This window comes from cf. Phormidesmis sp. LEGE 11477 (assembly GCF_015207105.1).
Classification (GTDB): Bacteria; Cyanobacteriota; Cyanobacteriia; order Phormidesmidales; family Phormidesmidaceae; genus Phormidesmis.
On record NZ_JADEXO010000014.1, the window covers coordinates 64,213 to 76,473 of the forward strand.

At 48.9% G+C, this 12,261-nt stretch carries 11 protein-coding genes; 5 read left to right on the top strand and 6 right to left on the bottom strand.

Features of this window, described 5'->3' with window-relative positions; all coding sequences use genetic code 11:
- Positions 1-40 precede the first annotated feature (40 nt).
- Together IQ256_RS06935 and rpiA are read right to left on the bottom strand one after the other, a co-directional pair.
- Positions 41-1,519, bottom strand: coding sequence for a VanZ family protein (locus IQ256_RS06935; protein ID WP_193854804.1), 1,479 nt, complete (start codon positions 1,517-1,519; stop codon positions 41-43).
- 1 nt (position 1,520) lies between these two features.
- Positions 1,521-2,219 carry a ribose-5-phosphate isomerase RpiA gene (gene rpiA, locus IQ256_RS06940; RefSeq protein ID WP_193854805.1) on the bottom strand — a complete coding sequence of 233 codons (699 nt, stop codon included), beginning with the start codon at positions 2,217-2,219 and terminating at the stop codon, positions 1,521-1,523.
- A gap of 66 nt (positions 2,220-2,285) precedes the next feature.
- Here rpiA and IQ256_RS06945 point away from each other — a divergent pair, with 66 nt between their 5' ends.
- From IQ256_RS06945 to IQ256_RS06960, 4 genes are all read left to right on the top strand, one after another.
- Positions 2,286-3,254, top strand: a complete 969-nt coding sequence (locus IQ256_RS06945; protein ID WP_193854806.1) for an alpha/beta fold hydrolase — start codon at positions 2,286-2,288, stop codon at positions 3,252-3,254.
- Positions 3,255-3,455: 201 nt separating this feature from the next.
- Entirely contained in the window at positions 3,456-3,617 is a 162-nt protein-coding gene (locus IQ256_RS06950) for a hypothetical protein (protein ID WP_193854807.1), read from the top strand.
- Positions 3,618-4,114: 497 nt separating this feature from the next.
- Positions 4,115-4,744 (top strand): sigma-70 family RNA polymerase sigma factor, encoded by a 630-nt coding sequence (locus tag IQ256_RS06955; protein WP_193854808.1) that lies wholly within the window; start codon positions 4,115-4,117, stop codon positions 4,742-4,744.
- Positions 4,741-5,613 carry an anti-sigma factor domain-containing protein gene (locus IQ256_RS06960; protein ID WP_193854809.1) on the top strand — a complete coding sequence of 291 codons (873 nt, stop codon included), beginning with the start codon at positions 4,741-4,743 and terminating at the stop codon, positions 5,611-5,613. The genes IQ256_RS06955 and IQ256_RS06960 overlap by 4 nt, the downstream gene beginning before the upstream one ends.
- A gap of 79 nt (positions 5,614-5,692) precedes the next feature.
- On the opposite strand, the gene IQ256_RS06965 is transcribed toward IQ256_RS06960, so the two are convergent.
- From IQ256_RS06965 to IQ256_RS06975, 3 genes are all read right to left on the bottom strand, one after another.
- Entirely contained in the window at positions 5,693-5,923 is a 231-nt protein-coding gene (locus IQ256_RS06965) for a hypothetical protein (RefSeq protein ID WP_193854810.1), read from the bottom strand.
- 158 nt (positions 5,924-6,081) lie between these two features.
- On the bottom strand, positions 6,082-7,206 hold the full coding sequence (locus IQ256_RS06970; protein ID WP_228024643.1) for a cell wall metabolism sensor histidine kinase WalK: 1,125 nt from the start codon (positions 7,204-7,206) through the stop codon (positions 6,082-6,084).
- A 141-nt stretch (positions 7,207-7,347) separates the two neighbouring features.
- Entirely contained in the window at positions 7,348-8,136 is a 789-nt protein-coding gene (locus IQ256_RS06975) for a winged helix-turn-helix domain-containing protein (RefSeq protein ID WP_193854812.1), read from the bottom strand.
- Positions 8,137-8,319: 183 nt separating this feature from the next.
- On the opposite strand from IQ256_RS06975, the gene IQ256_RS06980 reads away from it, so the two are divergent.
- Positions 8,320-11,742, top strand: a complete 3,423-nt coding sequence (locus IQ256_RS06980) for a hypothetical protein (protein WP_193854813.1) — start codon at positions 8,320-8,322, stop codon at positions 11,740-11,742.
- A 21-nt stretch (positions 11,743-11,763) separates the two neighbouring features.
- On the opposite strand, the gene IQ256_RS06985 is transcribed toward IQ256_RS06980, so the two are convergent.
- A partial coding sequence (locus IQ256_RS06985; RefSeq protein WP_193854814.1) for an FIST C-terminal domain-containing protein occupies positions 11,764-12,261 on the bottom strand: 498 nt, incomplete at its 5' end.

A 12,261-nucleotide genomic window follows, 5' to 3' on the forward strand; every position in this document is an offset into this window, starting at 1 on the left:
AGTAGTGTGGATACATCCAACAATGACTACTTCTAGCAGATTAAAAAGATCTCCTTTCTATCGAATGCCAAAGTGAGCTGAATGCGTGAATTAGAGTTGCTAGCAAAAAGGAACAGATCGCCCAGTAGATGACGCTAGACAGCAGAGATAGCGTAGACGAATTTGCTTGGACTCTCCAGTACTTCGTCTCAGTAGCACGAAAGATGTTTAACCCTGTCCATAGCCAGGTTCGTCTAGGAGAAAGATTGAGCTGATGAACATTTGATAGATCGTCAATATAAGCTGTAAGAAGAGGATTCTGATAGGTTATAGCCAGACTGTGAGGAACTTGAATGTCGTTTGATTCAAACACGCCGGGAATGACGAACTCTGGCCAAATGCCATTGCGTCCTGTCCAAATCGTGGCTAGCTGAAAGACCAGAGCCGAGCCATTTTGACCTAGGGTAAAGTTTCGATCGTGGTTGTTCAACGAAAGAGAGATAATTCTAGCAGGGCCAAACTGCTCAGCTTTGACGGAGCTGACTTGAGTAGTGAGAGTGAATGCATCGTTTTGCTTCAACGCTGTAGTTACCCGACTAGGAGCGGTTTCACTTTTGAGCCAGCTTTTAGGGCTTACCAAGGCACTCTCACGCTGATTGCTAGCAGGGGCAGAGGAACCTTTCCGCACGAGCGGCGGCGTAGAGCGAGGCGATCGCACAATCTCCTGATCAAACTGATAGCGAACAACCGCGTCCGCTATTGCTGTTTCTTCCTCTAGAAACGCTTCAATCTCTAGTTCAGAAGCCGCTCGATCGAATAGCGAGAAGCCGCTTATTTCTCCTCGCCAAGGGCGGCCTCCAGAGACCTCATTACCGACCGTCAGGTAATAAGAATCCTGCCACGACTGTAGCGATGTGCTGCGCTGCGGAAAAATCAACAGAAACGCTAGCAAACACAGGGCGATCGCCGCTCTTACTAACGGCAGAGACAGTCCCTTTCGCCACTGCTGAGCATAAACGATTAGCCATCCGCCCAACAGGCCACCAGCCGTATTGCACAGCAGATCGAATACAGAAGTGTTGCGCGAAGGGGCGAATAGCTGCAGCAGCTCTACCCCGAATGAGAGACAACCGCTAAACGTCAATATCCGCATAGAAACTGCAAGCTGACTACGTCCTTGCCTAGCTTCGCCGATGGGCTTCTGGCCAGAGCCTTGGTGAGGCCGACGCCATGCGTAGTCGCGCTCTGCCCACAGGCATGCTAAACCAAATCCAAATGGCATAAAAAAGAGAACATTCTGAAACGCATCAACCCAAAACGCCCGGTCTAACGACGGCTTTTGCAACAAACCTGCTAACCGCGCCCAGGCCATCTCCACACCGACACTAGAGAGATCAAACTCATAGGGAGAGAGCGTGCCATGAACAACTATCAACAGAGCGCAAACAACAACGATCCGTCCTAACCAGCGCCTATAGTGATTAGACCCATAACGATTGGATCTACGGTGATGGGGAATGCGATTAGATCGACGCGCCAACCTACATACTCCGAACCGTTGCTTCGCCATCTTTGACTTCGCCGATCAACACTTCATTAACTAATCCAACAAACAATCCGTTTTCTAATACGCCTGGAATATTGTTGATGGTTGATTCCATCTTTGCTGGGTCATCAATGCCATCGAATTTGACATCTACTACCATGTTGCCTTGGTCTGTGATCACCGGACCATCTTTTTGAATACCCATCCGCATCTCTACTTTGCCACCTAGTTTTTCTAATGCTCTAGTGACGGGCGCAACGGCCATCGGTAATACTTCTACTGGTAGTGCAAAAATGGTTCCAATTTTGTCACTGAGCTTAGAGCTATCTACAACAACAACAAACCGCTCGGCTAAGCCATCGACAACCTTCTCTCTAGTATGTGCCGCGCCCCCGCCTTTGATCAGGTTCATTTGCGGATCGACTTCGTCTGCACCGTCAATAGCGATATCAATATGATCGACTTCGTCCAAGGTCGTTAAAGGAATGCCGTGCTGCTTAGCTAGTACAGACGCCTGAAAAGAGGTCGGAATTCCTTTAATATCGGTCAACTCACCAGAAGCAATGCGATCGCCAATAAACTGGATAGCATAGGCCGTAGTCGAGCCAGTTCCTAATCCGACGATTGTGCCGGACTTGACCTTGGCAGCCGCAGCGCGACCGACTTCTTGCTTCATCAGCTTAACGGGGTCCATGAGTTTTTCCTAAGTGCATGTCGGTTTATAGCATGAGCGATCGCGGGTAGCGAGTAAAGTTAGATTATGAGTTCAAATCGGTCAAATTATGCTGGTAGCCTTGGTGAACAGCGCATTTGGTACTGGCGCGGCTGGCGAATTCGCTATACCCACGTCGTGGGTCCAAGTTTTCAGCCAGACAAATTGCAGACAGACGACTTACAGACAGACGACTCACAGCTAGATCCTACAGAAGCAGCTCCTTTTTTGCTGCTGCACGGCGTGGGCGCTAGTCTAGAACAGTGGCGAGAAAATTTGGTTGAGCTGGCACGCGATCGCCCTGTGTACGCGCTAGATCTCGTTGGCTTTGGCCGCTCCGAAAAAATCGCTCACCCAGTCAGCACAACGCTATGGACACAGCAAGTCGCTGATTTTTGGCGGACCTTTTTAGGTCGACCGATGATCTTGACTGGTCATTCGCTAGGAGCGCTAGTTGCCTTACAGACTGCGACCACCTATCCAGAGCAGGTTGACAGGCTGATCATGCTAACTCTACCTGCTGCCAGACAAGAGCTAGGCGGCCCGGCCTCTCGGATTGGGGCAGTTGTAGAAGGCTGGTTCGCATCACCGCTGCTGATCAGGCCGCTGTTTCGTTTAGTTCGTCAGCCCTGGTTGATTCGCTCAGCCTTACGCGCGATCGCCCAAAATCCTCAAAAAGTAGATACAAACCTCGTGGAGGGTTTTATTAGGCCCACTAGAGAGCGAGGTGCAGCCCGTATGTTCTGCTACTTGGTCAGCTCTCGCACATCAGATGACTTTAGCCCGTTAACCAAAGAACTTATAGCCCAGGTGCAAATGCCAACGCTGTTGCTATGGGGAAAATGTGATCGCGTCATTCCCATTGACTGGGGCCGCTATGTCAATACGCTCAGCGATCAGCTCAGCCTAATCGAAATCGAAGATGCTGGTCACTTCTTCTACGACGAACTTGCACTTGAGTTTCACAGCACTGTCGAACGGTGGTTGACTCAATCAGCCTCACCAAAAGCTACTTAGACAAAATCCGTATCTCCCTCCCCTGTTCCTCGACTTCTTGTTTGCAGTCCGACGGTTACGTCTTATTAAGTTTTGTAAATTAAATGTTTATAAAAGGATATATGTCTTAAGAGGCGATGACACCCTGTCTAGAGGTATAGGCACAAATGCTTAACACTATTACACTATGTGAAACATAAATACACGTGATGGGAAAAAACAATGATCTTTAAAGCAACTCAGCTTTCTTCTGGCCGTTGGGGCATTTTCAATGGGAATAGACTACTAGCAACCGTCGGTAGCCAGCAAGCACTAAACCTGATGAGAATTCAACTTCCTGGCGAACTCGTCTTTGTCGAGACTCAGCAGGCTTCAGTTAGCTAGCAGATAGGCTGCAGGCGACTATCAGTACAATGGAATAGAATCAAGAGCATAAAGTTATTTGGAAACTGCGTAGGATATGGAGTAATCAATAACTCTTATGATTCTTCTATAATCTTCGTTAGCTATTGACTGTGATAAACGCCAGTGTGTGGGCACCTCCATACGCTGGCGTTTATATTTTCATTTTATCTCCCAAGCAGAATGCAATTTTTGGCTATGTTTCTACTATTGACAGACATCTTTTAACTTGTTCTAGAAAATTAAATAGCTATGCATCCATAACTACTCTTCCATACGTACTTATGATGTACACGTACTCTGTTTATCTACTGTCTGTGGGTGTTTTTATAGACGTTTAGCAGCTCATTTTTATCTCATATCTATTGTCTATAAGTCTATCAGAACTATAGACGAGTTCTTTTTATACGGCTTTTCAACTTAGCAAGAGTAATATAGGATGTTCTCACTTGAGACATTCTGTTTTCTCCTGCTTGTACATGGATTCTGCGCCTTCCAATCAGTATGAATACAATTCTCAGACTGATACGGCGCTGTGGGAAGCTTTGTGTGCTGGTGATAGCGCTGCTTTGGGGCAGTTATATGACCGCCACGCCAGCTTAGTTTATGGCATCAGTTTAAACATGCTGGGAAATACCCAAGAAGCGGAAGACTTAACTCAAGATATTTTCATCAAGATAGTGGAAAGTAAAAGATATGATCCTACGCGCGGATCCTTGCGGACTTTTTTAGCCGTATTAACGCGATCGCGATCGCTAGATCGCTTGCGATCGCGTCAGTCTGCTCGTCGTTCTCAGCAAAAGCTAGAGAGTAGCTACGCAGCTTCTCCTAATACTAGTCTCGATCCTGCTACTCAAAATGTTTTAGAAAACGAACAATCCGAAACCGTTAGAACAGCGCTTTCTCAACTGTCTGTCGCCCAAAGACAGGCTTTGCAGCTAGCCTACTACGATGGGCTTAGTCAGTCTGACATTGCCTCACGGTTAAATGCACCTTTGGGGACAATCAAAGCTAGAACTCGGCGTGGTTTGCTCAAACTTCGAGACATCCTAACTACTCAAGCCAAAGGCGTGAGAGGAGAGAATCTGGAGGGAAGGATAGACGAATGAATATCTCATCTCCTTCTGAACAGCAGCTTTTGCTAGCCGGATACATTCTAGGCGATCTCAATGCCGACGAAAGTCAAGCGTTTGAGCAACTATTAGCAAATGATCCAACAGTTCAACAAGAACTCGCCCAGCTACAAAGCTCTCTCGATACAGTCTATGGTCAAGAAGTGGCTCCACCGCCTGCTTTAAAGGCATCGGTTCTAGCAGCGGCAAAGCAATCCACGCGCTCATCAGTTTCCCAGCGCTCAAGAGACAATCTGCTGGTGGCCACCGGCTCAGCGTCTACAGGTCTAGAACCTGCAAATACAGAGTCTACTAGCTCTATTGATTCCTCTAAAGCAGCAGTCAAGTTTCAAAGAAAGATTCTACTTTTAGTCAGCGGTGTACTTGCAGCGCTCAGTCTCTATCTAGGTTCACAAAACTACAGTCTGCGGCAGGCCGTCGAAGCACTTCAGGCTGAAAAAGCTGCCCTTGAACAAACAGAGAATGATGCTGAGCTGGTAAGGTATTCTCTAGATGCAACAGAAAATGCTACAGGAAGTGAACAAACCAGCTCTGTTGAAATTTCAGTCAATCGCGATCGCCTGACCGCTGTCTTAGACGTCAAAGGATTGCCCGTACTATCCGAAGACCAAGTCTATGCATTATGGACAGTCATACCAGAAGATACGCCAGCCACTAAAGATGCTAAGAACGCTATCTTGACTGCTGTTTTTAAAGTAGATGAGGCCGGTAATCAAATCGAGGAGATTGTGCTACCGAGCGTGTTTCGTGAACAAACTCAAGTCGAAGCCATTGCTGTCACAGTAGAAAGCGCCGATGCCCCTCAAGACCACGAGTCGAGTCCCATCTTGTTCCGTCAGCTGTAAAACTTGAGGTTATAAAACTCGAAGGTAATCGGCGATATTCGAACAGGACAGCAACTACTAAAGACGAAAAAGAAGAGAGTTAGCGAGGAGAAAACGTTTCAAATCGACGACGGCGTTGCTGCCAGTTACGAATTGCCTGGGCCTGACGGCTAGCGCGCGACTTTCCTTGCGTGCCTACATGAATCGCTTCGGCATCTATATAGGTTTCTAGATCGCAAGACTGATATGCTGCGAGGTGCCCCAAGGGCTCGCTGGTCAGGCAATTCTTCAGGTCTTGGGTTTGGTCAACTTGATTCGTAGCTTCATTCATAGCTTTCCTGTAGCTTGTCAACAGCTTTTCTAGGGGCTTCTAGTAAGGCAGCACTTGCGTATCTCAGTAGGGATACCTATAAAGCTACCCGCCTGAATCAATAATGGCCGTGCAATCACGGAGTAGCCTACCGCATCTGCTCGAAACTGCTCGAATCTTCATAAACCGGCGGTAACTGGTAACGAAAAGCTAAAGGTGCTGCCGCCGCCTATCCTACTAGCGGCGGTAATCGTACCACCTTGAAGCTCGACTAGGCGGCGGCAGATGGCCAGGCCAATTCCCGATCCTCCTGATATGCGATCACGCGATCTATCAGCTCGCCAAAAGCGCTCAAACACATGCGGAATATCGGCTTCTTCAATGCCTTCACCTGTATCAGTGACGTCTATCCAAACGAAATCAGTGCCTTCAACCGATTGCGTATAAACTCGTACGCGCACTTCTCCAACGTCAGTATGGCGCAGAGCGTTGCTCAGTAGATTTACTAATATCTGCTCAATCCGCGCTGGATCGCCCCAGACGGTTGGCAGATTCTCAGAGAAATTGGTCGTGAGCTGAAGCCTATCAGAGTGTATTAACTGGTCGGCAAAGCGATCGCATACCTGAGTCACTAGCGGTGCGATCATCACTGCCTGCGGGTCGATCGGTAGATAGCCGGATTCTAGCCTTGAGAGCTCTTGCAAGTCGTTGACTAGACGCTGTAGCCGCTCTGTCTCTTTGGCGAGGCGATCATAAGTTTCTGGCGTAGGTGCGATCGCGCCGTCTGCTAGCCCTTCTAGATATCCTTTGACAATCGTCAGCGGCGTCCGCAGCTCGTGCGTTAGATCGCCGACTAGCTCCCGCCGCCGCTGCTCCACGTCTTCTAGATCATTGGCCATCCGATTAAAGCTATGGCCCAACCGATCAAATTCAGGAATTTCTAGCGGCGGCACCCGAGAAGAAAAATTCCCCGCCGCAAACTGCCGCGTGATCGTCTCCATCCGCAATAGAGGCCGTGTAATTCGCCAAGATAGCCACCAGCTCACCCCGCCCGCACTGGCTCCACCGAGCAAGAACGCCCAAAACAGACCCCGTACCCACGCGCCTTCAAACCCCCTGAGCAGTTGGCCCTTCACCTGCTGCTGGATTCTTACCCCCCGCAGCTCCATCCGCTCTAGCGTCACAACAAAGTAGCGCGGCGTATACAGCCGACTGACGACTGCTAGCGACGTAATCGTCACCGCCAGCACAATCAACTGCGAAACCAATAGCCGATTACGTAACCCGACCTTTTTTTGACCCAAATTATTCCTCACTTTCTATTGCACCGTTTTCTATTGGACTGTCTTCTATTGCACCGTCGCAGGCACGGCCCCTGTAGGATAGCTCCACAAACGCTTCAGCCTTTTCGCGGCGCTACTATTCCGCTTCAATTCGCAGCCCTACTATCCGTCTTCAAACCGATAGCCTACGCCTACCACCGTCTTCACATACGTCGGCGCAGACGGATCGGGCTCAATTTTTTTTCGCAGTCTGGCTACATGCGTATCCACCACCCGCTCATCGCCAAAAAAATCTTCTCCCCATAGCTTTTCAATTAGCTGACTACGGTTCCACACTCGGCCCGGATAGCTCATAAACGTAGCTAATAGATCAAACTCCAGTGGAGTTAGCTCTAAGGGCATCTGCGTTACTTCTGGTTGGCTTTGGGCACTCTGTCGCTCGGTATCGTCCTGGGCAGACTCTCTAACGTCTAAACCACCTGAGCTAGAGGCTGATTTAACTACCCGCTGACTGGCCATTCGCTGATCAATATCTACCGTAAAATGAGCTGTTTGATAGGCGGCAGTCGGCTGCTGCCCCCCCCGCAGACTACGCCGCAGCACAGCGCGAACCCTTGCCACTAGCTCTCTAGGGCTAAAAGGTTTCACCATGTAGTCATCTGCGCCTGTCGATAGGCCAATGATTCGATCCATCTCCTCCCCGCGAGCAGTCAACATCATGATGTAAGGATCGTTAATTTCGTTTTGCTGGCGAACCCTAGCACAGACTTCTAACCCGTCCAGTCCCGGAATCATTAGATCTAAAATAATAAGATCCGGCTGAATCGCTCTAAAACGGTCGAGCGCAGTGTTACCATCCCGGCAAATGTGGCAGCGAAACCCTTCTTGAGATAGATAAAGCCGAATGAGCTCGGCAATATCAGCCTCATCTTCCACGATCAATATATCCATAGAAAAACGCCTATAGCTGGCCTAGATATCAACTCACTTCCGCTGGTTTTGAGAGAACTACGATCTAAGTTTGATGGAACTTTTGATAGAACTACGGTCTAATACATCAACTTTAGCTGCTACTATCTCACCAACTTCATTATCTCTAGCATCCTCAGCGTCATCCCGTGAATGCGTCCGTTTATGTCTGCACCTACTTTCGAGACCCTATCAGCAGAACTCAGCCAGGCACTTATTAAGCGCCGTAATATCCCAGCTAAAACCACGGCCCGCTGCACGCTAGGGCGCGATAAGGTGATGGTACTCGTCGAGTATCCAGCCGAAGCGGAAGATAGCAAAGCGCTAGCCGTTCAGACACTAGACTGGCTAGAAGCGCATTTGCGTCAGCAGTTCGACATTGCTGGGCTCCCTAGCGAGATTGCCGATCTATCAGAAACTGCCGATGAGATTGCTGTCCAGCTCTACCTAAAGTATCTAAACGCATCCAAGCCGTTCACGATGCGATCGTTTACATGGAAAATAGCGGATGGCTTTGCCGATCTGTTTGCCCGATCGACCCCTGATCAATCAGCCTTCCAATCCAATCCATTTGCTTCGTCTGGTGATCGCACACAAGCATTAGACCTAACCCCCAACGACCTAGAGACTGATACAGCAGCGCCTTTAGCCTCCAGCATCGATAGCGATACCGATCTATATGCCGATCTCTCCGAAGGGATTGCGCCAGATGAGCAGCTAGATGACCGACAGGATGACGATGACCTGATGGAGTTTTTGACACCAGGTGAAGCACCCACAGTTTCCTCTTCGGAGCTAGATCTCCCGACGGTCGATTTGCCAGTTAGTAGCTACCTCGAATCCGAAAGGGGACTGGATTTCTTCGAGCTAAATCAAGAAGATTCAGATTCAGAAGCAGCAGCAGATTTGTTCGATTTGATACCTTCAGAGGCATCAGAAGATTCTGATTCAGAAGATATCGCCTTAGATGAAGAGCTATTCGTAGATGAAGAGCTGGTCGTAGATGAAGAGCTGGTCGTAGATGAAGAGCTGGTCGATGAAGCACTACTCGAAGCAGATTTCTCTGTGAAAGACTTTTTAGTAGATGATGAGTCTGCAGGCAAGTTTGTTACAGATGAGTCTGCCGTAGACGAGCTAGCTGTAGATGAGATTGTTGTAGAAGAATCAACAGAAGACACTAAGGAAGATACTGGGGAGGATGCCGAAGATAGTGAAAAAGGTTCTCTACAGCCTTCGACGATAGAAAAGAATACAGAGGTAGAATTCACAGAAGAGCGTATTGAAGATAATGTCGAAGAAAATTTGGTTTTCGATAAGCCGATAGCAAAACTAACAGTCGAAGAATCGGAGATAGAGACAGTAAGCTCTGAGAGTTTAGTGCTTGACGAATTACAAGCATCAGAACCTGACGCCTCCGTACCTGAAGCGCCAAAGTCTGACTTGGAGCCTGACTTAGAGTTCACAAGTTTAACAATCGAAACTATAGAATCTGAGAAACCAGAGTCTGAAGCACTAGAGTCTGAAGAATCAGAATCTGAAGAGTTGGAGCCTAACAGCTCATCATTCGAGAATTTGCCAATCACCGGAACAGCATCCGAAACAGTTGAACCTATCGATCCAACTATTGAATCGCCAAGCTTCGAGAGCCTAGTGTTTGGAGACTCTCGCTTTGAACCATCAGAAGCTAGAGAGTTTGTACTAGAGGATTTGGTTCCAGAAGAACTTGGATCAGAGGAAATAGCGTTCAAAGAAACGCCCATAGAAGAAACGCCCATAGAAGAAATAGCTACAGAAGAAACTTCCGAAGAAGGAATTTCAAAAGAGGCAGCTACAGAAGAAACAGCTAGTGAAGACTTTGGTGAGACAGACTCTAGTGAGACAGACCAGAGGAAAGACACTGACGAAGATGAATTAGCGGCTGTTGATGAATACGATGAAGACGAACCAATTCCCTTTGAATACGACGAATCAGAAGCATTGCCAGATGTCTATGCAGACGGTGGAGACTTAGACGAAGACTATCTAGATCATGACTACACCACTGAAGCGTACACAGAAGAAAGCTACGAGGCGGAAGAGTACGAAGATTATGAAGAGTACGAAGCTGGGGACGATGGCGATGCGGAAGACTATTATTTAGAGGGCGATTATTCAGAGGGCGATTATTCAGAGGGCGATTATTCAGAGGGCGATCGCACCCAGTCGACGCCACAGACCGATGAAGAGATTGCGGCTGTAGAAGAAGAAGAAGTGCAGTGGCAGCGTGAACAGTGGGCTCAACAGTCGAGGCCCAGTCCTTGGGCGTTTGTGGGTCTTTTTGGGGTCTTAGCGGCTGGCGTATTGGGCTTTGTATTGACCAGACCTTGCACTATTGGCCAATGCGATCGCCTAGAAACAGCCAGGATCGAAAGCGATGAAGCCCTTGCTCAGCTGCGTGTAGATGATTCTGCCAATAACATCGAAGCGGCCCAACAAAACCTGAGGCGCTCTATTCGGCGGCTAAGGCCGATTCCTGTGTGGTCTAGCTATCACGATGAGGCCCAAGCCGCTATTCCAGAATACGAACGGCAGCTCAATGCGCTAGATCTCGTTAGCGAGGCCCAAAGTACGGCCTATAGCGCCGCTGTCCAATCTCAAGACCCACCCCATCCAGCCTCTATTTGGCAAGAGATTGCCAGCAAATGGCAGGCGGCTATCGAGGCGCTATCGACAGTTCCAAACGACAGTCCAGTGTATGAGCTAGCGCAGCTTAAGCTAGCAGAATATCGTGCTAATCTATCGACGATTCGGTTGAGAGCTAAAACTGAGTCAGCAGCAGAAGTGAGTCTGCGCCAGGCCCAACAGTCGGCGAGTCAAGCCACGCAGCAGACAGAGATTGCCGCATCGGTAGAAGCCTGGGAAGCAGCGGCTGAAGGCTGGCAGACTGCGGTCGATAGCCTGCGACAGATTCCGCAGGGCACAGAGGCTTATGTCGAAGCGCAGGAAATGCTGCCGGATTACGAACAAGAATTACGAGAAGCTCGCGATCGCGCCGAAACCGAACGCAATGCTAGCGAGCGACTGTCTGAAGCCAAGCAACAAGCAGCCGCAGCCAAACAGGCCGAGTCAGAATCACTCTGGACGTTAGCGATAGAGAACTGGAACACTGCTCTAGTGAATTTAGAAAGCGTCGACAAAGACACCTCATCTTATTTAGAAGCCAATAGTCTAGTAGACAGCTACACCCGGTCGTGGAACGAAGCGGGAAAAAGCCAGGAGATCTCCTTTCGGTTTCAAACTGTTGAACCTAGCTTTTTCCTAGCGTGCGGAATCAGCAGCACACAAGTCTGCACCTACGCTGTCAAAGAAGGCGGCGTTCGAGTCGATCTAGTCGAAGGCTACGACGAGGTAATCAATCAATCGATCACCCCACCCGACCAAAGAGCTACAGCCGTCGCTAATGAACAACTTATAGACCAAGGAAATCAGCTACTACAGCAGATTACGCTGTTGAGCAAACAGGCTCAAGTTCCAGTAGTGCTGCACAATTCAAGCGGTCAGTTCCTCGCCCGATATCGGCCAGAACTCGACGGATTTGTACGCCAATAGCCAGTCGAATCAGCCGTATAGTCAGCTAGGTTTGCAGCAAATTCCAAATACGGACGTAAATCCGTGCAGGAAGGTCGAGCCACCGACCGGACCAATCTCGCCGTTGCAGAAAAAACCACCCACTGGCAGCGGCCCCAAATACTTTTCAAACAAATCAGAATCGAAATTCGGCTCATCATAGAGCCCTTCGCCTCGTCCTGTGCAAGAAAACAGCAAGGCCCCTACAGGAGAACAGCCTGTCCTTGAGCTAGCAAGCTGATCTTCCAAACGTTCTACCCTGTAGCGGCGCAGCATTTTTTCTAGATCCTCCTCAGAGGTTTGAGCATCTCTCATGTGAAACTGCACCCGCATACCCGGACGGATTTTGTCTGCCACTGCGATCGCGCCATTATTCGGATTAACCCCAACTAAATTCCGAATCAAAAAATCTCGACGGGTTAGATTCGCTTTGAATCCGCTTTGCGCTACGCCAACAAACAGAGCATTTTCATCAGCACCCGCTCCTCCTCGCTCATCTCC